Here is a 20,064-nt window from a genome sequence, read left to right on the forward strand (position 1 = left end):
CCCCCACCGATCCCGAACCGCCGCCCACCCGGTCACGGCGTCGGCGGGACCTGGGGGCGGGTGCCCAGGCCCAGGCGGGTGCGGAGGCTGACGCGTTCGTCGGTGGCCACCGACGCCGCGCCGTCCGTCACCGTCTCGTAGACCGCCAGGATGTCCGCACCGACCGTCGACCAGTCGAAGCGGCGGACGTGGGCCGAGCCCCGCCCGCTCAGTTCCGCGCGGCGCTCGGGCGAGCGCAGCAGGGCGATCGCCGCGGCCGCCAGCGAGCGCGGGTCCTCGTTCGTGAAGAGCTCGCCCGCCGACCCCTGGTCCAGGACCTGCGCGAACGCGTCCAGGTCGGAGGCGAGCACGGCGGCGCCCGCCGACAGCGCCTCGACCAGGATGATCCCGAAGCTCTCGCCGCCGGTGTTGGGGGCGACGTAGACGTCCACGCTGCGCAGCAGCCGCGCCTTGTCCTCGTCCGAGACCATGCCGAGGAACTCCACCCGCGCCCGCAGCTCGGGCGGCAGGGAGGCCACCGCCTCCTCCTCGTCGCCCCGTCCGGCCACCAGCAGGCGGACGTCCGGGCACGCGGCGACGATCTCCGGGAACGCCGCCATCAGCACCGGCAGCCCCTTGCGCGGCTCGTCGATCCGCCCGATGAAGCCGAGCGTCATGCCGGACCAGTCCGGCCGCGGTTCGGCCCGTGCGAAGAAGTCGACGTCGACGCCGTTGGGGATCACCACGGCGTCCCCGCCGAGGTGCTCCACGAGCGTGCGCCGGGCGTACTCGCTCACCGCGATCCGCGCGCTGATCTTCTCCAGCGCCGGCTGGAGGATGGGGTACGCCGCGATCATCGCCCGCGAGCGCGGGTTGGACGTGTGGAAGGTGGCCACGATCGGCCCCTGCGCCGCCCAGCACGACAGCAGGCCCAGCGAGGGCGAGGCCGGCTCGTGGATGTGGATCACGTCGAAGGCGCCGTCGTGCAGCCACCGCCGCACCCGGGCCGCCGACAGGAAGCCGAAGTTCAGCCGGGCCACCGAGCCGTTGTACGGCACCGGCACCGCCCGGCCGGCCGAGATCACGTACGGCGGCAGCGGGGTCTCGTCGTCCGCCGGTGCCAGGACCGACACGTCGTGGCCGAGCCCGATCAGGTGCTCCGCCAGGTCGCGGATGTGGAACTGGACGCCGCCCGGCACGTCCCAGGAGTACGGGCAGACGATGCCGATCTTCATTCCGACCGCTCCTCCAGGTCCGCCAGCCACAGCCGCTGGAGCATGTGCCAGTCCTCCGGGTGCGCGGCGATGCCGGAGGCGAAGGCGTCGGCCATCGCCTGCGTCATGGCCGCGGTCTTCGCCACCCGGGTGCCGCTCTCCGGCTCCGGCACCGCCGGGTGGATCCGGCCGCGCATCGTCGGCGTCTCCCCGTACCAGAGGGTCACCGGCATCAGCAGTGCCCCGGTCTGCTGGGCCAGCAGCGCCGGCCCCGCCGGCATCCGCGCCCGCGCGCCGAAGAAGTCGACCTCGACCCCCGACGCGGACAGGTCCCGGTCGGCGACCAGGCAGATGAGCCCGCCCGCCCGCAGCCGCCGGGCCAGCGTGCCGAAGGCGGCCCCCCCGCTGTGCGGCAGCACCTCCATGCCCAGGCTCTCGCGGTAGGCCACGAACCGGTCGTAGAGGGACTCGGGCTTGAGCCGCTCGGCGACCGTCGTGAACGGCACGCCCAGGTGCGAGGTGACCCAGGCGCCCGCCAGGTCCCAGTTGGCCAGGTGCGGCAGCGCGACGATCACCCCGCGGCCGGTCGCCAGCGCCTCCTTCAGGAGGTGGTCGTCCTCGATGCGCACCTCGGTGCCGAACCGTTTCGGATCCATGGCGGGCAGCCGGAAGGACTCCATCCAGTAGCGCATGTACGAGCGCATGCCCGCCCGTGACAGCCGGCGCAGCTCCTCGGGGCCGGCGTCCGGCACCACCCGGGCCAGGTTGGACTCCAGCCGGGCCACGCTCTTGCCGCGCCGCTTCCACGCGTAGTCCGCGATCCGGCGGCCCAGCGCGGTGGCCGCCGGCTCGGGAAGCTTCTTCACCCCGGCCCAGCCGAGCCCGTACAGCCCGTCGGTGAGCCGGTCCTGGACGCTCCCCATCAGGCGGCGCCGCCCTGCTGCGCGGAGGACGCCGGCGGTCCGGTCGGCCCCGACGGCCCGGCCGGCCCCGACGGCGTCTGCGGCGGGTTCGCCGCGTCGGCCTCGGCCGCCTCCCGGCGTACGGTCACCACCCGCTGGATCAGCGTGACCAGCGAGCCCACCGCCACCAGCCACAGCGCCACCGGCAGGAGCACGCCGAGCCAGGACGGCGCCCCGAAGGTCTGCAGGCCCGACAGGCCGGCCGCGACCAGCGAGATCACCAGGCGTTCGGCCCGCTCCACGAGCCCGTTGACGGCCACCGGCAGCCCGATCGACTCCCCGCGGGCCTTGGTGTACGACACCACCTGGCCGCTCGCGAGGCAGAAGATCGACACGGCGCAGAGCACGTTGTCGTTCCCGAGCCCGGCGTACCAGAGCGCGAGTCCGCCGAAGATGGCCGCGTCCGCGACCCGGTCCAGCGTCGAGTCCAGGAACGCGCCCCAGCGGCTGGAGATCCCCGCCTGCCGGGCCATGTTCCCGTCGACCAGGTCGGAGAAGACGAAGAGCGTGATCGTGATCGTGCCCCAGAAGAACTCGCCCCGGGGGAAGAAGACCAGCGCACCCGCGACGACTCCGGCCGTGCCGATCAGTGTGACCGCGTCCGGGCTCACCCCCCGGCGGAGCAGAAACGCGGCGAACGGTGTGAGAACACGCGTGAAGAATGCACGCGCGTACTTGTTCAGCATGGCCTTCCCGGAGGGTCGCTGGGCCGCACGGCCACCACGGCCACCGGCTGGCCCATCGTAGCCAGCGCCCCGGGCCCGCGACGCCGCGCACCCTCCGGTTCGCGTCGCGTCCGCCGCGGTCCATCTCGTCGACGGTCCGCGGTACGACGTATGGACGGAGTGTGACGGCGGTGCGAAGCTCGAAGGATCTCATCCTCCTCACCGTTGCAACGGGAGGCACGAGCATCATGGGCGACAAAGCACAGCAATCCGGAGCCGCCGGCAGGGCACCGGCGGTCGACCGCCCCGCGTCCCTGCGGAACGTGGTGCTGGTCGGCCACACCGGAGCCGGCAAGACCACGCTGGTCGAGGCCCTGGCCCTGACCTCCGGCGCCGTGAACCGCGCCGGCCGGGTCGAGGACGGCGGCACCGTCTCGGACTACGACGAGATCGAGCACCGCCAGCAGCGCTCGGTCCAGCTCTCCCTCGTCCCCGTCGAATGGGGCGGGATCAAGATCAATATCCTGGACACCCCCGGATACGCCGACTTCGTCGGGGAACTCAGGGCCGGTCTGCGCGCCGCGGACGCGGCCCTTTTCGTCGTCTCGGCCGCCGAGGGCCCCGACGGCCTGGCCGGGGCGACCCGGATGGTGTGGGACGAGTGCGAGGCCGTCGGCATGCCGCGCGCCATCGTCGTCACCCATCTGGAGGCATCCCGCTCCGACTACGCACAGATGACGTCCGTGTGCGGCGAGCTGTTCGGCGCCGACGACCCCGACGCCGTCCTCCCCCTCTACCTGCCCCTGTACGGGCCCGCCGGCGCCGACGGCCACCGGCCCGTGGCGGGGCTGCTCGGCCTGCTCTCGCAGCGCGTGTACGACTACACCTCCGGCGAGCGCGTCGAACGCGACCCCGGGCCCGAGGAGCTCGCGCTCATCGCCGAGGCCCGCTCCCGGCTCATCGAGGGGATCATCGCCGAGAGCGAGGACGAGACCCTCATGGACCGCTACCTCGGCGGCGAGGACATCGACATCAAGACCCTGGTGGACGATCTGGAGCGGGCCGTCGCCCGCGGCACCTTCCACCCCGTCCTGATGGCCGCCCCGGCCACCGACGGCGGCCGCCAGGGCCTGGGCACGGTCGAGCTCCTGGAGCTGATCACCGGTGGCTTCCCCACCCCGCTGGAGCGGGCCCCCGTCCCCGTCACCACGCCCGCCGGCGCCACCCGCCCGGAGGCCGTCTGCGATCCCGACGGGCCGCTGGTCGCCGAGGTCGTCAAGACCTCCTCCGACCCCTACGTCGGCCGTGTCTCCCTGGTCCGGGTGTTCTCCGGCACCCTGCGCCCCGACGAGACCGTGCACGTCTCGGGGCACGGGCTGGCCGACCGGGGGCATGAGGACCACGATGTCGACGAGCGCGTCGGCACCCTCACCGCCCCCTTCGGCAAGCAGCAGCGCACCCTGGCCCGGGCCATCGCCGGCGACCTGGCCTGCGTGGCGAAACTCACCCGCGCCGAGACCGGCGACACCCTCTCCGCCAAGGACGCCCCGCTCCTGATGGAGCCCTGGGACATGCCGGACCCGCTGCTGCCGCTGGCCATCGAGGCCCACAGCAAGGCCGACGAGGACCGGCTCAGCCAGGGCCTGGCCCGGCTGGTCGCCGAGGACCCCACCATGCGGCTGGAGCAGAACCCGCACACCCGCCAGGTGGTCCTGTGGTGCCTGGGCGAGGCCCATCAGGACGTCGCACTGGAGCGGCTGCGCACCCGGTACGGCGTCCAGGTCGACCCCGTCCCCCACAAGGTGAGCCTGCGCGAGACCTTCGGCGACCGGGCCGCCGGGCGCGGCCGGCACGTCAAACAGAGCGGCGGCCACGGCCAGTTCGCCATCTGCGAGATCGAGATCGAGCCGCTGCCCCCGGGCAGCGGGATCGAGTTCGTCGACAAGGTGGTCGGCGGTGCCGTGCCACGCCAGTTCATCCCCTCCGTCGAGAAGGGGGTGCGCAGTCAGGCGGCCCGCGGGGTCGCCGCCGGGTACCCGCTGGTCGACGTACGCATCACCCTCCTCGACGGCAAGGCGCATTCGGTGGACTCCTCCGACGCCGCCTTCCAGACCGCGGGCGCCCTCGCCCTGCGCGAGGCGGCCGCCGAGGCGCGGATCCACCTGCTGGAGCCGGTCGCCGAGCTCACCGTGATGGTTCCCGACGGCTATGTGGGGCCCGTGATGAGCGACCTCGCCGGCCGCCGCGGCCGGGTGGTCGGCACCGAGCAGGCGGGCAACGGCCGGACCCTGGTCCGTGCCGAGGTCCCCGAGATCGAGATCGACCGGTACGCCGTCGAGCTGCGGTCGGTCTCGCACGGCACCGGCCGGTTCAGCCGCGCGTACGTGCGCCACGAACCGATGCCGGCCCAGCTCGCGGAGAAGATTCGCGAACAGGCGGAGAAGGGAACCTAGTTGTCATAGCGTAGAGGGCCGCCCACCCAACCAGCTTGCGGTGGGCGGCATTTCCCTGTCCCATGACCATGGGCGGAGAAGGACACAGCACGACAGGTGGGGGCGGAATGGCGGACGACGGCTTCGATTTCAGTCCCGGGGCTCAGATCCCCGTCCAGGGCGGCGGCAGCCAGTCGGTGGCGACGAACGCGCTGGCGTCGGTGGCGTACCGCGACGGCGCCCAGGACTCCAAGATCGTCAAGATCCTCGATGCCAACAACGAGTACCACGAGTCCACCGTGAAGAAGGGCAAGCTCTCGCTCTTCGAGCCCAGCCTCGGCGAGGCGTACTGCCGCGCCGTCGAGAGCCGGCTGCTGGGGGGCGCCCGCAAACCGGTGATCCAGTCCTTCGGTGCCGACCCGCAGACCGTCGTCGAGCACTGCCTGGCCGCCTCCAACATCCGCAGGGCGCGCGACCGCAAGCTGATGCTGATCACGCTCGTGTGCGGGGTGCTGTTCCTGCCCGGACTGCTGCTCTGGCTGGGCCTGTTCCAGCTGCGCAAGACCCTCGCCAACAGCGAGGGCAAGCGCTCCTCCTGGCTGGGCACCGTGGTCCTGATCGGCATCGGCGTCCTGGCCCTGGTGGTGATGTTCCGGCTGCCGTACACCGGCTTCTGGGCCTACTACCTGCGCGGCATGATCATCGCTCCCGCCATCGGCTGGTTCCTCGCCCGCCGGCTGTGCGAGTCCACCGCGCTCGACCTGCGCTCGCGCTGGGACGGCCTGCTCTCGGGCGGCGGCGTGCCCGCCAAGATCCCCGAGGCGGTCCCCGGCGACCCGGCGGACAAGGCCGCCGAGGACCTGCGCCAGCAGCTGGCCAAGCTCACCGCCGAGGACCGCAGCAACTCCGTCTTCTACGCCGGCCCCAAGGGCATACTCGGCATGGGCAGCCGCTGGGGCAGCTGGCAGATGGCCGAGGAGCTCGTCCCCCGGGCCGATCTCGCCGAGATCCACCCGTTCCGCAGCTGGGACGTCGTCCGCGCCATCCATGACCAGCTCGGGCGGATCGAGCGCGGCCCGCTGCACACCGGCGGCTTCCCCACCCCCAGCATCAAGCACTGGATCGTCATCCCGGTCGGCGAGAAGGCCGCGGAGGTCTCCCGGCCCAGCGGCGACGGCGTGCACGACTTCCAGGTCAAGCCGCACGAGATCACCCGGATCTGCAACGAGCAGCAGTTCAACGCGGGCAACCGGCACTACCTGGGCATCCAGTGGCCGCTGTGGGACGGCCAGCTGGTGATCACGATGATGGTCACGGTCACCGTGCTCTACCAGACCCTGCGGGTGGAGGTCACCGGTCACGCCCTGGGCCCGGTGCACGGGCTGTTCACCAGCAAGTCCGAGCCCGAGAAGGTCGCGGTCCCCAAGACGATCCGGTTCTGGGAGACCACCGAACGCGTCCTGCCGGTCTGCAGCACCACCGAGGTCGTCCGCCTCATGGTCCGCGCCCCGCTCACCTGGTACCCGCCGCTGCTGGAGTGGCTGGGCGGCAAGCTGGTCCTGCCCGAGCCCTTCGGCGTCCGGCACGTGTGGGCCGGCTCGATGTGGCGCCACCGGTTCATGGTGGACGACGTCATGCGCTCCGCCACCCCGGTCCTGCGGCTGGTGCACACCGCCGCGATCAAGGTCCTGAACGACAACGGCTGCGACACCGAGAAGTTCGCGAACCGGTCGTCGGTGGTCAGCGGCATGATCCAGGAACCGGCACCGCGCAAGGCGGACGTCTACGACGCGTGACGCGCCGGACGGCGGCGGGGCCAGGCGCCCCGGTGGACGCCCCGGGCGTCCACCGGGGCGCCGGCGTACCCGCTAGTGCCGTGACCGGAAAGGTTCACCGTGTCACGGCCCCCGGCACGGCACCTCGCTGCGTTGTCGGACCGCGCAAGTACGTCCAGTACGAGCCGCGGCCCTCCGCCTTGCGATGCACCGCACCGGAAACCGCGACCCGGCAAACCTTTCCGGCCATGGCACTAGTCGTTCGGCCAGGCGTCCGCGAGCATCGCGCGGGTGTCGGCCAGGAGCTGGGGCAGCACCTTGGTGTGGCCCACGACCGGCATGAAGTTCGTGTCCCCGCCCCAGCGGGGGACGATGTGCTGGTGCAGGTGGGCGGCGATGCCCGCGCCGGCCGCCGCGCCCTGGTTCATGCCGATGTTGAAGCCGTGCGCCCCGGAGGCCTTGCGCAGCGCGACCATCGCCCGCTTGGTGAGGTCGGCGAGCTCGAGGGTCTCCGGGCCGTCCAGGTCGGTGTAGTCGGCGACGTGCCGGTACGGGACGACCATCAGGTGGCCGCCGTTGTACGGGTAGAGGTTGAGCACGGCGTACACGTGCTTGCCGCGGGCCACGACCAGGCCGTCCGCGTCCGACATCTCCGGGATCCCGCAGAAGGGACAGCCGTCGCCGGCCTCCGGGCCGGTCGGCTTGTTCTCCCCCTGGATGTACGCCATCCGGTGAGGCGTCCACAGCCGCTGGAACGCGTCCTGCGTGCCCACACCGATCTGCTGCTCCGGCTCAGTCGTCATGGGATGCAGCATATGACCTTGTCCCGGTCGGGCGTGTCGCCGGGGCGAGTACCGGCGCAGGGGCCGCGATGCTGGGGTCATGCACGCTGAACCCGAGACCCGCGACCAGGCCTGGGAGCGCCGCACCGAGGTGCCGCTGTTCTTCGCCTCGCTGCTCTTCCTCACCGGGTACGCGGTCCGCGTGCTCGCCGAGGGGTACCCCGTCCTGCGCGACATCGGCCTGTTCGTGGCCCTGGGCACCTGGCTCTGCTTCCTCGTGGACTTCCTGGTGCGGATGGTCCTGAGCCGCGAGCGGCCGCTGCGGTTCATCCGCCGGCACTGGCTGGACAGCCTGGTCGTCCTGCTGCCGACCCTGCGGCCGCTGCGCGTGGTCAAGCTCCATGACGCGTTCCAGGCCCGCCGGGACCACCCGCGCAGCAGCCTGTACCCGCGCGTGATCACGTACGCGGGGCTCTCGTCGGTCATCCTGGGCTTCTCCGGAGCGCTCGGGATCTACCACAACGAGCGCATGGACCCGGCCTCCCCGATCCGGACGTTCGGGGACTCGCTGTGGTGCGTGGTCCAGACGCTGACGACGGTCGGCTACGGGGACGTGGCCCCGGTGACCCTGACCGGGCGGCTCATCGCGACCGCCCTGATGATCTCCGGGCTGGCCCTGCTGGGAGCGGTGACGGGCTCCTTCTCGTCCTGGCTGATCCAGGTGTTCCGCCGGGAGGGCGAAGAGGGGCCCCCGGAGAGCGGAAGTTCTCCGGGGGCCCCTCGGTAGCGCGGTCACGCCGCTCAGACCTGGACGCGCTCCTCGACGACCTTGACCAGCTTGGCCAGCGCCTCGTCACGGGGGATGCCGTTCTCCTGCGAACCGTCGCGGTAGCGGAAGGAGACGGTGCCGGCGGCCATGTCCTCGTCGCCGACGATGATCATGAACGGCACCTTGAGCTTCTGGTGGTTCCTGATCTTCTTCTGCATCCGGTCCGACGAGGCGTCCACGTCGACCCGCAGGCCCTTCTTCTTCGCGTCGGCGGCGAACTCCCGCAGGTACTCCACGTGCCCGTCGCCGATCGGGATGCCGATCGCCTGGACCGGAGCCAGCCACGGCGGCATGGCACCGGCGTAGTGCTCCAGCAGCACCGCGAAGAACCGCTCGATGGAGCCGAACAGCGCGCGGTGGATCATGACCGGGCGCTGCCGGGAGCCGTCCGGGCCGGTGTACTCCAGGTCGAAGCGCTCCGGCAGGTTGAAGTCGAGCTGCACGGTCGACATCTGCCAGGTGCGGCCGATGGCGTCGCGCGCCTGCACGGAGATCTTCGGACCGTAGAACGCCGCGCCGCCCGGGTCGGGGGTCAGCGGGAGGCCCTGCTTCTCGGCGACCTGCTGGAGGACGGCGGTCGCCTCCTCCCAGACCTCGTCCGAGCCGACGAACTTCTCCGGGTCCTTGGTGGACAGCTCCAGGTAGAAGTCGGTCAGACCGTAGTCGCGCAGCAGGTTCAGCACGAAGGTGAGCGTGCGGTCGAGCTCCTCCGCCATCTGCTCACGGGTGCAGTAGATGTGCGCGTCGTCCTGGGTGAAGCCGCGGGCGCGGGTCAGTCCGTGCACGACGCCCGACTTCTCGTACCGGTACACGGTGCCGAACTCGAACAGGCGCAGCGGCAGCTCACGGTACGAACGCCCGCGCGCGTCGAAGATCAGGTTGTGCATCGGGCAGTTCATGGGCTTGAGGTAGTAGTCGGTACCACCGTCGAGCTGCATGGGGGGGTACATGCCCTCCGCGTACCAGTCCAGGTGACCGCTCTTCTCGAAGAGCGCGCCCTTGGTGGCGTGCGGGGAGTAGACGAACTCGTAGCCCTCCTCCTCGTGCCGGCGGCGCGAGTAGTCCTCCATGACCCGGCGGATGATGCCGCCGCGCGGGTGGAAGACGGCCAGACCGGAGCCGATCTCGTCCGGGACGGAGAAGAGGTCCAGCTCGTTGCCGAGCTTGCGGTGGTCGCGCTTCTCGGCCTCGGCGAGGAAGTCGAGGTGGGCCTTGAGCTCGTCCTTCGAGGGCCAGGCGGTGCCGTAGATGCGCTGGAGCATCGGGTTCTTCTCGCTGCCGCGCCAGTAGGCGGCCGCGTTGCGCATCAGCTTGAACGCCGGGATGTTACGGGTGGTGGGCAGGTGGGGACCGCGGCAGAGGTCCTTCCAGCACAGCTCGCCGGTCTTGGCGTCGAGGTTGTCGTAGATGGTCAGCTCGCCGCCGCCCACCTCGACGTTCGCGCCGTCGTCGCTGGACGCGGAGCCCTTGATGCCGATGAGCTCCAGCTTGTACGGCTCGTCCGCGAGCTCCTCGCGCGCCGCCTCGTCGGTGACGACGCGGCGGGCGAAGCGCTGGCCGCGCTTCTGGATCTCCTGCATCTTCTTCTCGATGGCCTTGAGGTCCTCCGGGGTGAAGGGCCGGGCCACGTCGAAGTCGTAGTAGAAACCGTCCCGCACCGGCGGGCCGATGCCCAGCTTGGCCTCGGGGAAGAGCTCCTGCACGGCCTGCGCCATGACGTGCGCGGTCGAGTGGCGCAGGATGTTCAGGCCGTCCTCGGAGGAGATCTCCACCGGCTCGACGGTCTCGCCGTCCTTGACCTCGTAGGTGAGATCCTTCAGCTCGCCCGCGACGCGCGCGGCGACGACGGTGCGCTCGCCGGGGAAGAGATCGGCCGCCGTGGTGCCCGTGGTCACCACGCGCTCTTCCCGCTCGGAATCGCGTTGGATGATCACACGGACGTCTGACACCGGTTTCTCCTGACCTGTCGGGGGCGCCGCAGTGGTCACTGCGCGCGGGAGGAATCGTACCGAGCCGCAGTGGTCGCCCGCGAAACGGATAACGCGTGGACCAAGATCGCCGTGCCCCGCTAGCGTGGGCGGCCGTTGGAAGGGACCCTTTCATGCCTGACGTGCTCGTACGCCCGCTGGACGTCTCCGACGCGGCCACCGCCGCCGCGGTGCACCGGATCGGCCGCGCGGCCTACGCCGTGGAGGCCGCCCTGATCGGCTTCGACGGCATCCCGGCGCTGCGCGAGGAGGTCGAGGAGATCCGCGCCCTGCCGCTGACCTGGCTCGGCGCGGTCGCCGCCGACGGGTCGATCGCCGGGTTCCTGGCCTGGGAGGAGGGCGCGGACGGCGGTGTATCCATCGACCGGCTGTGCGTGGATCCCGGCCGGTTCCGCCAGGGCGTCGCCTCCCTGCTGCTGCGCCACCTGCTGGACGGCCTGCCGGCCGGACGGGCCGTGGAGGTCACCACCGGCGCCGCGAACGCCCCGGCGCTCACCCTCTACGAACGGCTGGGCTTCGTGCGCGGCGCCGACTTCGAGCCCGTACCGGGCCTGCGGATGGCCTCCTTCACCCGCCGTCCGGTACCGGCGCGCCTGGTCCCGCTGCTGGAGCAGTTCGACCACGCGGCCGGCCGGCTGGCCGACCGTCTGGCGGCGCCGCTGCGCGACAGCGGCAACGGTCTGCCGGTCGGCAACACGCCGCTGACCGACGCCGAGTACCTGTGGGAGCCTGTGCCCGGCTGCTGGTCGGTACGGCCGAGGGCGGCGGGCCCCGGTCCCCGCGCCACCGTCCTGGCGGGTGCCGGTGACCACGGCCGCGACGCGACGCCGCCGCCGCACCCCGCGCCGCCGCCGTTCACGACGCTGGCGTGGCGACTGAGCCACCTCACCGAGATGCTGACGCTGCGCGCCGACCACACCGCCGGCAGCCGCTCCCTGACCCGCGAGGACGTGGTGGTCCCGGGGACCGCCGCCGCGGCGGTCGCCGCGTTCCGGGCAGCGGCGGCGGCCTGGCGCTCGGCCCTGCTGGCCGCGGACGACGCGGCCCTGGACACGGTCGGGCACAGCGCCTACCCGTACGGCAGCGATCCTGAGGACCCGTTCCTGGAGACCGTCTGGTGGGTCAACCAGGAGGTCCTGCACCACGGCGCCGAGATCGCGCTGCTGCGCGACCTCTACGGCTGCTCCGCGCCGTCGTCCCCGTCGTCGGCGCCGTAGGGCGCGTCCGCGTCACCGTCGTAGCCCCGGTCGAGGGAGTCGAGGGACTTCATCAGCCGGTCCCGTTCCACCGCGTCGAGGTGCACGGGCGTCACGTCGGTGACGTCCGTGAGCCGCCGGAAGCCGCCGCGCCGCTGCAGGCGCCCGCCGATCCGCACCGGCAGCCCGACGAGGTGGGCGTGGCCGGCCACCCGGTAGGCCTCCTCGTCGAGGGCGGCCTTGACGTACGGGATCTCCGCGCCGGAGAGCACCCGCAGCCGTACGGAGCCGCCACCGCCGGCCGCCGAGCGGCGCATCCGCACCACCGCGCCCGCGATCCGTACCGGTACCGCCGGCTCGTCGCGGGTGTAGCGGGCGGCGGCCTCCCGCAGCACGGGCAGGTCGCCGGGCGAGAACTCCACCGGCTCAGGCCGGGCCGCGCAGCCCGCCGGTACGCCGGCCGCCGGGGCCCAGGCCAGCGCGATCCGGGCCCCTTCCGAGCCGCGGACCAGGGCGATCAGGGCCTCGGCGAGCTCGCGGCTCACGCCGGCGGCGACGGCCGCGTCGAAGGCCTCCATCCCGCCGGTGGCCCGCCGGTAGTCGACGGCCTCGCGGGCGGCGTGCAGCGCGTGGTGCAGCCGGATCACCGGGCCCCGCCCGCCGTCGACGGGGACGTACGCGGTCAGCCGGCGGCCGCCGGGCGCCGGGCCCACCAGGACGCCGTCCAGGGCCCGTTCGGCCTGGCCGCGGTGGCGGGCGCCGTAGTATCCGGCCCGGGCGCGGTCGGCCAGCGCGCCCGCCAGCAGCAGCCGGTGCGCGGCGGAGCGGAGCCGTTCCTGGGCCGTCCACCCGGCGTCGCCCCGGGGTCCGTACGGTGCTCCCGCCGGGATCTCGCGGGCCCAGCGGACCTCGTCGCTGGGCACGTTCAGCCCGAACAGCACCTCCCGCGCGGAGGGCAGCCCGCTGTGCGCGAGCGCGGTCAGGGCCTCCTCCAGCAGGTCGGCGCAGTCGGGGAAGGAGCAGTTCTCCGGGACCAGGACGCTGGTGCCGGGGCGGCCCGGCGGGGTCCAGCGCCCGTAGCGGCCGGCCGGGCCCCCGCGGCGTTCCCAGCCGTGCCGGCGCAGCAGGGCGCCGAGCACGGCGGGGTCGACCCGTGCGGGGTCGGGGGCGGGGGCGCCGAGTTCCTCGGGTGTGAGGGGTTCCAGGTTCGGCCAGTGCATCAGGGTGTCCCTCCCGACCCGACCCGGGTCATGATCTCGCACAGCGCCCGGTCGTCGAAGATCCGCGTGGTGGGGATCCGCACGGTGGTCCGGCGCCGGCCGGTCACGGGGTGCCCGGCCAGATTGGTCCAGTAGCAGCAGTGCCGCAGGTCCAGCCGGTCGTGCCCGGCGCGCAGCCATGCCCCGCGCTCGCGCGGTACGAGCATCACCACGAGGATCTTGTGGACCGCGACCGGTGTCCGGGCGAGTTTGACCAGGTGTTCGTTGTCGAGCGTGAAGGCGAACGTCGGCCCGGGCGGCCCCGGCGGTATCTGGTAGGTCGCCTTCAGCTGGACCTTGATGGTGACCTCGTCGTCGACCACGTGCTCGGGCGCGCCGTGACTGACGTGCCAGTCGATGCCGTTGTCCGGAAAGGGCTGGGACAGGGAGCAGCCGGCCGCGGCCGCGACGGCGTGCAGATAGCCCACCTGGAGGGTCTCCATGCAGGCGGTGGTGGCGAGGGTGCCACGCAGCACCTCGCCCGGTTCGGGCTGCGCCAGGGCCATGGCTCCCCATGCCTTCCAGGCTGAACTGGCCTCGGTGGTGACGACCGCTCACCTGTACGGTCCCCCACGTCAGTTGTCTCCGCACCCGGCACCCCGCAAACGGCGTACGGAACAAACAGCCCGGGTATCACGGATGCGGGCAGGGTGCCGCGGCCACCGCCGGGGCCGCTGGGTGCCATCTGCCGATCGGGGACGAGGAGTTCGCCATGACGCGCTGGTACGAGGGCCCGCTGGCCTCATTCGACACGGAGACCACCGGTGTGGACGTCGAGCAGGACCGGATCGTGTCCGCCGCGCTCGTCGTGCAGGAGTGCGCGGGCGGCCGGGTCCGCGCGACGCGGTGGCTGGTCAATCCCGGTGTTCCGGTGCCCCCGGGCGCCACGGAAGTGCACGGCCTGACCGACGAGCACCTCCAGCGCCACGGGCGCTGGCCGGCGCCGGTCGTGGAGGAGATAGCGCGGGCGCTGGCCGAGCAGCAGACGGCCGGCCGCCCGGTGGTGGTGATGAACGCGCCGTTCGACCTGACGCTGCTGGACCGGGAGTTGCGCCGGCACCGGGCGTCGTCGCTGGCGAGGTACCTGGACAACCGGCCGCTGACGGTGCTGGATCCGCGGGTGCTGGACAAGCACCTGGACCGCTACCGCAAGGGGCGGCGGACGCTGACGGACCTGTGCGGGCACTACGGCATAGAGCTGGAGGGCGCGCACGACGCGGCGGCGGACGCGCTGGCCTCGCTGGAGGTCGTACGGGCGGTCGGGCGCCGGTTCGCGGCCCGGCTGGAGCGGCTGAGCCCGGCGGAGCTGCACACGCTCCAGGCGGTGTGGCACGCGGCACAGGCGCGGGGACTCCAGGCCTGGTTCGCGCGCAACGGGTCGGAGGAGGAGGTGGATCCGCACTGGCCGCTGCGGCCGGAGCTGCCCGCCGCCGCGTGAGGGTCCCCGGCGTGAGGGGCCCCGACATGCGGAAGGCCGGTCCGTCGTACGACGGACCGGCCTGTCCCGGTGGGCGATACTGGGATCGAACCAGTGACCCCTTCGGTGTGAACGAAGTGCTCTCCCGCTGAGCTAATCGCCCGGGAACGCACTGAACCATACAGGGGCCGGGCGCCCCGATTCAAACCGCTTCCGGCCGCCGGGCCAGATAGGCGGCCAGGCCCCGCCGTCCGGAGCGCATCATCAGCGCGTGGTTGAGCCGGAACACCGGCCTCCCGGGCACCGCGAAGCGCCGCATCAGGGGCTTGCGCACGACGACCTCCTGCTCGTAGAGCGCCCGGGTGCCGCCGGCGCGCGGCCGTACCGTCCAGCGGGCCCAGCCGTCGAGGTCGCCGCGCAGGGCGGCCTCCAGCACACCGCGGGCCGGGTCGCGCAGCAGCTCGGTGGCGGTGACGCGGAGGTCGTAGGGGAGGAAGGAGCGCAGGAGGGCGGTGCCGGTGCGGTCGTCGAGCGGTTCGACCCGGCGGACCTGCGGCCACCAGCGCGGGTAGTCCTCGCCCTGTTCCAGGACGGCGTAGACGAGGGCGGGCGGGGCGGGGAGGTCCCAGACACTGCGGAAGCGGTAGTGGCTCCAGTCCATGTCTCCAGTCTGGCCCGTGCGCCGGGCCGGTACTCCCCCGTACTCAGAGCGGAAATGAGTACGCACGCCCATGTCTTCACCGCGTGACCGCCGCCACACTCCGGCTATGGAGAACCCCTTGCCACCGGCCGACGAACTGGCCCTCATCGACCGCGAGCTCGTACAACTCGACGCCCGGCGCCTTCAGTTGCTCAGGCGACGGGAGTGGCTGGTGCGAGTGCTGGCAGCGCGGCCGGCGGCGGCGCCGGCGGGGTGGCCGGGGTGGGGGCCGGCCGCGGGCGTCCCGCCCCGGGAGGCGTCCGCGCCGGGCGCGCAGAACGTGCTGCTGGTCCTCGGGGCGGTGCTGCTGGCCGTGGCCGCGCTCGCGTTCACGCTGGTCAGCTGGGGGTCCATGGGGATCGGCGGGCGCAGCGCGGTGCTGACCCTGCTGACGGTGGCGGCGCTGGCGGTGCCCGCCGTGCTGCTGCGCCGGGGGCTCGGTTCGACGGCGGAGTCGGTCGCGGGGGTGGGGCTGACGCTGACGGTGCTGGACGCGTACGCGCTCTACGCGGTCGGGATGTCCGGCACGGACCGTACGGCGTACGCGGCGGGGGCGGCGGCGGTGCTGGCGGCCCTGTGGGCGGGGTACGGGCTGGCGCTGCGCGGGCTGCGGCTGCCGCTGCCCGCGGCGGTGCTGACGGCGCAGCTGGTGCTCCCGCTGGCCGCGGTGGCCGCCGGCGCCGGTGCGCCGGGGCTGGGCTGGGCGCTGCTGGTGACGGCGGTGCTCGACGCGGCGCCCGCGGCGTTCGGCCGGCGGGGCGCGCTGAGCGGCCTCGCGGGGGTGTCGGGGGTGGTGCTGGGGGCCGGTGCGGTGCTGCTCGCGCTGGCGGAGTCGGCGGGTGCCGCCACGGTTGCCGCGGCGGTGCCGGCGTCGGTGCTGCTGGCGGCGGTGGCGGCCGGGTGCGTGGCGGTGGCGTGGCGGCCGGCACCGTGGGCGACGGGAGTGGCGGTCGCGGGCGGTCTTGCCCTGGTGGCGGCGCTCAGCGGGCTCGCCCGGCCGGTGGTGTCGGGCGGGTGGCTCGTGGTGGTGCAACTGGCGGCGGCGCTGCCGCTGCTCGCGGCGGGGGTCGCGGCCGGGCTGCCGGCGCCGCTGCGGCGGGGCCTGGCGGGCGCGGGGGCGCTGGTCGCGGCCCTGGCCGCGGTGGTGGCGCTGCCGCTGGTGGCGGGAGCCCTGGCGGCGCCGGCGGGGGTGCTGGGCGAGGTGTGGGCGGCGACCACCCCGGAGCCGGTGCTGGCCTGGACGCGGTCGGCGGCCGGTCCGGTCCTGCTGGTGCTGCTCGCGGTGGCGGCCGGGTGGCTGGAGCGGGTCACGGCGCGCCCCGGTCCGCAGCAGGTGGCGGTGGTGGCGGCCTGGGCGGCGGCGTTCGTGGCGCCGGGGGCCCTGGGCGCCCCGCCGGTGGTGGCGCTCGCGGCGCAGGTGGCGCTGACGGTGGCCGTCCTGGCCCTGGGGCTGCGCGGCGCGGCCGGCCGCGCCGCGGCGGCCTTCGGGTGCGCGGCGGCCGGGGCGCTGAGCGTGTCCGTGGCGGCACTGGACGGGCGGACGGCGACGTTCGCGGTGTTCGGTGTGCTGGGCGCGGCGGCCGCGGCCGTGGCGGCGTACGGGCGGGCCGCGCGCCCGGCCCGGGCGGGGGCGGCGGTCGCGGCGGTGGGGTACGCGACGGCGCTGCTGGTGGCCCTGGGGGCGCTGCTGGAGCTGCCGCTGCACCACGGGGCGCTGCTGGTGCTGGTGGTCCCGGCAGCGGTGGCGGCCGCCGGTCCGCGGCTGGGTCCGGTCAGGGTGGCGGCCGAGGGGGCGGGTGCGGCGGCCGGGCTGCTCGCGATCGGGCTGGCGGCGGGGCACCGGCCGACGCTGGCCCTGGTCCTGGCGCTGGCCGCGGTGGTGTGCGCGGGCGCGGCGGTCCGGGCGGACCGGCGGGTGGTGGGCTGGGCGGCGGGGGCGCTGTTCGTGGCGGCGACCTGGGTCCGGCTGGCGGCGTCGGGGGTGGCGGTGCCGGAGGCGTACACGCTGCCGGTGACGGTGCCGGCCCTGGTGGTGGGGCTGCTGCGGCGGCGCCGGGACGCGGAGGCCTCGTCGTGGACGGCGTACGGTCCGGGGCTGGCCGCGACGCTGCTGCCGAGCCTGGTCGCGGCCTGGGGCGACCCGCACTGGCTGCGGCCGCTGCTGCTGGGGGCGGCCGCGCTGGCGGTGACCCTGGCGGGGGCGCACCGCGGGCTCCAGGCTCCGCTGCTGCTGGGCGGGGCGGTGCTGGTGCTGGTCGCGCTGCACGAGCTGGCACCGTACGTCGTCCAGGTCGTCGACGCGCTGCCGCGGTGGCTGCCGCCGGCGCTGGCCGGCGTCCTGCTGCTGGCGGTGGGGGCGACGTACGAGAAGCGGCTGCGGGACGCGCGGCGGTTGCGGCAGGCGCTGTCACGGATGCGGTGAGCGGTCCGGACGCTGGGCCGGACGGGTGAATTTCCGCACCGGATCCGGACCGGGGCCCCGTCCTGGATCCGGTCCGGATCCGGTCGGGAATCCCCGTCCTGGATCCGGTCCGGGTCCGGACCGGATCCAGGAGTCCGTCCGGGGAACGACCGAGGGCCCGGAGACTGGTGACAGTCTCCGGGCCCTCGGTTCCGGGTGGGCGATACTGGGTTCGAACCAGTGACCTCTTCGGTGTGAACGAAGCGCTCTCCCACTGAGCTAATCGCCCGGGCGCACCGCAAACATTACCGCATGTCAGCGGTGCGATTGACCATCACTGGTCCTTGAGGTTCCAGGGCAGGACCAGCCCGTACTTCCACAGGTAGAAGCCGATCAGGGCGGCCGCGATGACGAGGCCCACGGTGGTCAGGATGATGTTGCGGCGGCGGACCTTCGGGTCGAGCGCCTTCTGCGCGGCCTCGGTGACCTTGCGCTTGGTCCAGCGCAGCACGAGGTGGGCCCAGGCGAACTCGGTGGCCCAGATCGCCAGGCCCGCGAAGATCGCGACCCAGCCGGGGCCCGGCAGGACCAGCATGGCGACGCCGGCGACGATCACCGCGAGACCGACGACGAAGACGCCGACCTGCCAGCTGAGGTGCAGGCTCTTGCGGGCCTTGATGAAGGCCGGCGCCTTGGACACGTGCGGCGTTTCCCCGGCGGTGTCCACCGCGTCCTGCTTGGTGGTTTCCGTCGTGGTGTCGCCGGCGGCGGACTCGTTCGTTCCGCGGTCACTCCCCGTATGCATGGGGTCGAATCTACCCGAGTGCGAAGCACACGTGAATGACGGTTTCGATCCGCCGTCCGAGGGACCCAGAGGTCCGCAAAACGGTCAGAGGGGTTTACAACGGCACCGTAGGTGGCATGTCGATTTCGCCGACGTGCGAATCCCCGAGCGCACACTGAGCGAAAGGCCCTGGCGCTTATGAACACCACGGTCAGCTGCGAGCTGCACCTGCGCCTCGTTGTGTCGAGCGAGTCCTCACTGCCTGTTCCCGCGGGCCTGCGGTATGACACGGCCGATCCCTACGCCGTGCACGCCACCTTCCACACCGGCGCCGAGGAGACGGTCGAGTGGGTATTCGCCCGCGACCTCCTCGCCGAGGGCCTGCACCGGCCCACCGGCACCGGAGACGTCCGCGTCTGGCCGTCCCGCAGCCACGGTCAGGGCGTCGTGTGCATCGCCCTGAGCTCACCGGAGGGAGAAGCCCTGCTCGAAGCCCCTGCGCGAGCTCTGGAGTCGTTCCTGAAGCGGACCGACGCCGCCGTCCCGCCCGGGACGGAGCATCGGCACTTCGACCTCGACAAGGAGCTCTCGCACATCCTGGCCGAGAGCTGAGTCAGCCCGACACCCGCTCGACACCGTCCGACTCGGGGCGACGGTGCGAGCCGGACAATCACATACGGCAACGACCGGCGCTGTCCTCGCGGGAGCCACCCGCGCGGGCGGCGCCGTTCCGCTTGCGCCGGGGGTCGCGAACCCGCCGCGGACCCCGGCGCCCCTCCCACCTGCGCCGGGAGGCGGCTATTGTCGGCCACCACGCGGCGGCAGGTTGCCCGCCGCGGCAGGCCCGGCCCTCTAGGGAGCGTTCACCGTGCAGATCCCCCACGACACCCGTCGTGCGCTCGACGTCGTCGTCGCCCTGGTGAACACGGCGCCGGAGACCGACCAGCCCGACGGACTGGCGGACGTCGGGGCGCTGCGCGGCTTCGTCCGGGAGTACGCGATCAGCGACGTCGGTGAGCTCGGCGCCCGTGACCTCTCGGGGGTCCGGACGGTCCGTAGCAAATTCGCACAGGTGTTCGCGGCGCCGACCTCGCGGGCGGCGGCCGCGCTGATCAACGAGCTGGTGGCGACCGCGGGCACCACCCCGCAGCTGACCGACCACGACGGCTACGACTGGCACGTGCACTACTTCGCCCCGGGCGCCTCGGTCGGCGACCACCTGGCGGCGGACGGCGGCATGGCACTGGCGTTCATCGTGGTCTCCGGCGAGCAGGAGCGGCTGCGCCGGTGCGAGGCCCCGGACTGCCGTCGCGCGTTCGTGGACCTCTCGCGCAACCGGTCGCGGCGCTACTGCGACAGCCGGACCTGCGGGAACCGGCTGCACGTGGCGGCGTACCGGGCCCGGCGGAAGTCGGAGCAGGGGTCAGAGCACGAAGAGGTCGTGCACGGCGGCGGACAGCAGCAGCAGCGCGATCACTCCTAAGAAGATCATCAGCGGCGGCTGGGAGAGGGCGAAGAGACAGCCACGGGGCTCCTCGTCGGCGGGGACGCGTACGGCGGCGGGGCCGGATCCCGGCGGCTCACCCTGCGATGTGTCGAGCATGTCGGGGCGATGATGGCGCAGCGCGCCCCCGGTTCGCCCCTCAACACGCCAGGGAACACGCGGGAGTTCGCCGGATCT

18 protein-coding genes, 2 tRNA genes and 1 pseudogene are annotated in these 20,064 nt (G+C 73.3%); 9 read left to right on the forward strand and 12 right to left on the reverse strand.

Annotated elements, in window-relative coordinates; translation table 11 throughout:
* Positions 1-32: 32 nt before the first annotated feature.
* The 3 genes from ACZ6KO_RS22850 to pgsA are packed head-to-tail and all read right to left on the reverse strand — an operon-like array spanning position 33 to position 2,841.
* The gene (locus ACZ6KO_RS22850; protein WP_469305854.1) at positions 33-1,214 is read right to left on the reverse strand and encodes a glycosyltransferase family 4 protein; all 1,182 of its coding nucleotides are present in this window, start codon (positions 1,212-1,214) and stop codon (positions 33-35) included.
* A complete protein-coding gene (locus tag ACZ6KO_RS22855; protein WP_469305855.1) occupies positions 1,211-2,116 on the reverse strand; it encodes a phosphatidylinositol mannoside acyltransferase in 906 nt (301 codons plus the stop codon). The genes ACZ6KO_RS22850 and ACZ6KO_RS22855 overlap by 4 nt, the downstream gene beginning before the upstream one ends.
* Complete coding sequence (gene pgsA, locus ACZ6KO_RS22860) at positions 2,116-2,841, reverse strand: phosphatidylinositol phosphate synthase (RefSeq protein WP_469305856.1); 726 nt, start codon at positions 2,839-2,841, stop codon at positions 2,116-2,118. The genes ACZ6KO_RS22855 and pgsA overlap by 1 nt, the downstream gene beginning before the upstream one ends.
* Positions 2,842-3,068: 227 nt before the next feature.
* On the opposite strand from pgsA, the gene ACZ6KO_RS22865 reads away from it, so the two are divergent.
* Positions 3,069-5,273 (forward strand): elongation factor G-like protein EF-G2, encoded by a 2,205-nt coding sequence (locus ACZ6KO_RS22865; protein ID WP_469305857.1) that lies wholly within the window; start codon positions 3,069-3,071, stop codon positions 5,271-5,273.
* 107 nt (positions 5,274-5,380) lie between these two features.
* Positions 5,381-7,048, forward strand: a complete 1,668-nt coding sequence (locus ACZ6KO_RS22870; protein WP_469305858.1) for a hypothetical protein — start codon at positions 5,381-5,383, stop codon at positions 7,046-7,048.
* A 233-nt stretch (positions 7,049-7,281) separates the two neighbouring features.
* Here ACZ6KO_RS22870 and ACZ6KO_RS22875 read toward each other — a convergent pair whose 3' ends face one another.
* Positions 7,282-7,842, reverse strand: coding sequence for an HIT family protein (locus ACZ6KO_RS22875; protein ID WP_469305859.1), 561 nt, complete (start codon positions 7,840-7,842; stop codon positions 7,282-7,284).
* Positions 7,843-7,909: 67 nt separating this feature from the next.
* On the opposite strand from ACZ6KO_RS22875, the gene ACZ6KO_RS22880 reads away from it, so the two are divergent.
* Positions 7,910-8,596, forward strand: a complete 687-nt coding sequence (locus ACZ6KO_RS22880; protein ID WP_469305860.1) for a potassium channel family protein — start codon at positions 7,910-7,912, stop codon at positions 8,594-8,596.
* 14 nt (positions 8,597-8,610) lie between these two features.
* On the opposite strand, the gene thrS is transcribed toward ACZ6KO_RS22880, so the two are convergent.
* A complete protein-coding gene (thrS, locus tag ACZ6KO_RS22885; RefSeq protein ID WP_469305861.1) occupies positions 8,611-10,587 on the reverse strand; it encodes a threonine--tRNA ligase in 1,977 nt (658 codons plus the stop codon).
* Positions 10,588-10,739: 152 nt separating this feature from the next.
* On the opposite strand from thrS, the pseudogene ACZ6KO_RS22890 reads away from it, so the two are divergent.
* Together ACZ6KO_RS22890 and ACZ6KO_RS22895 are read left to right on the forward strand one after the other, a co-directional pair.
* Positions 10,740-11,138, forward strand: a pseudogene (locus ACZ6KO_RS22890) (GNAT family N-acetyltransferase); the annotation flags it as partial.
* A 45-nt stretch (positions 11,139-11,183) separates the two neighbouring features.
* The gene (locus tag ACZ6KO_RS22895; RefSeq protein ID WP_469306073.1) at positions 11,184-11,843 is read left to right on the forward strand and encodes a DinB family protein; all 660 of its coding nucleotides are present in this window, start codon (positions 11,184-11,186) and stop codon (positions 11,841-11,843) included.
* On the opposite strand, the gene ACZ6KO_RS22900 is transcribed toward ACZ6KO_RS22895, so the two are convergent.
* The gene (locus ACZ6KO_RS22900) at positions 11,801-13,042 is read right to left on the reverse strand and encodes a hypothetical protein (RefSeq protein WP_469305862.1); all 1,242 of its coding nucleotides are present in this window, start codon (positions 13,040-13,042) and stop codon (positions 11,801-11,803) included. The genes ACZ6KO_RS22895 and ACZ6KO_RS22900 overlap by 43 nt on opposite strands.
* The gene (locus tag ACZ6KO_RS22905; RefSeq protein ID WP_401449205.1) at positions 13,042-13,587 is read right to left on the reverse strand and encodes a DUF4365 domain-containing protein; all 546 of its coding nucleotides are present in this window, start codon (positions 13,585-13,587) and stop codon (positions 13,042-13,044) included. The genes ACZ6KO_RS22900 and ACZ6KO_RS22905 overlap by 1 nt, the downstream gene beginning before the upstream one ends.
* A 206-nt stretch (positions 13,588-13,793) precedes the next feature.
* Between ACZ6KO_RS22905 and ACZ6KO_RS22910 the strand changes: the two genes are divergently transcribed.
* Positions 13,794-14,519, forward strand: coding sequence for an exonuclease domain-containing protein (locus tag ACZ6KO_RS22910; protein ID WP_469305863.1), 726 nt, complete (start codon positions 13,794-13,796; stop codon positions 14,517-14,519).
* Positions 14,520-14,589: 70 nt separating this feature from the next.
* Here the strand turns inward: ACZ6KO_RS22910 and ACZ6KO_RS22915 are convergent.
* Both ACZ6KO_RS22915 and ACZ6KO_RS22920 read right to left on the reverse strand, forming a co-directional pair.
* A tRNA-Val gene (locus tag ACZ6KO_RS22915) sits at positions 14,590-14,661 on the reverse strand.
* 39 nt (positions 14,662-14,700) lie between these two features.
* Positions 14,701-15,159 carry an SRPBCC family protein gene (locus ACZ6KO_RS22920; protein ID WP_469305864.1) on the reverse strand — a complete coding sequence of 153 codons (459 nt, stop codon included), beginning with the start codon at positions 15,157-15,159 and terminating at the stop codon, positions 14,701-14,703.
* 106 nt (positions 15,160-15,265) lie between these two features.
* Between ACZ6KO_RS22920 and ACZ6KO_RS22925 the strand changes: the two genes are divergently transcribed.
* Positions 15,266-17,620, forward strand: coding sequence for an SCO7613 C-terminal domain-containing membrane protein (locus tag ACZ6KO_RS22925; protein ID WP_469305865.1), 2,355 nt, complete (start codon positions 15,266-15,268; stop codon positions 17,618-17,620).
* Positions 17,621-17,816: 196 nt separating this feature from the next.
* Here the strand turns inward: ACZ6KO_RS22925 and ACZ6KO_RS22930 are convergent.
* Positions 17,817-17,888 (reverse strand) — tRNA-Val (locus ACZ6KO_RS22930).
* Between the two features lie 45 nt (positions 17,889-17,933).
* The gene (locus ACZ6KO_RS22935) at positions 17,934-18,404 is read right to left on the reverse strand and encodes a TIGR02611 family protein (RefSeq protein ID WP_469305866.1); all 471 of its coding nucleotides are present in this window, start codon (positions 18,402-18,404) and stop codon (positions 17,934-17,936) included.
* Positions 18,405-18,581: 177 nt separating this feature from the next.
* On the opposite strand from ACZ6KO_RS22935, the gene ACZ6KO_RS22940 reads away from it, so the two are divergent.
* The gene (locus ACZ6KO_RS22940) at positions 18,582-18,995 is read left to right on the forward strand and encodes an SsgA family sporulation/cell division regulator (RefSeq protein WP_030011909.1); all 414 of its coding nucleotides are present in this window, start codon (positions 18,582-18,584) and stop codon (positions 18,993-18,995) included.
* Positions 18,996-19,251: 256 nt separating this feature from the next.
* Positions 19,252-19,866 carry a CGNR zinc finger domain-containing protein gene (locus ACZ6KO_RS22945; RefSeq protein ID WP_469305867.1) on the forward strand — a complete coding sequence of 205 codons (615 nt, stop codon included), beginning with the start codon at positions 19,252-19,254 and terminating at the stop codon, positions 19,864-19,866.
* Here ACZ6KO_RS22945 and ACZ6KO_RS22950 read toward each other — a convergent pair.
* Positions 19,807-19,986: a hypothetical protein gene (locus tag ACZ6KO_RS22950; protein WP_401449192.1), complete on the reverse strand. Its 180-nt coding sequence runs from the start codon at positions 19,984-19,986 to the stop codon at positions 19,807-19,809. The genes ACZ6KO_RS22945 and ACZ6KO_RS22950 overlap by 60 nt on opposite strands.
* Between the last annotated feature and the right edge of the window lie 78 nt (positions 19,987-20,064).

It is taken from the genome of Streptomyces sp. NPDC042102, assembly GCF_055582305.1.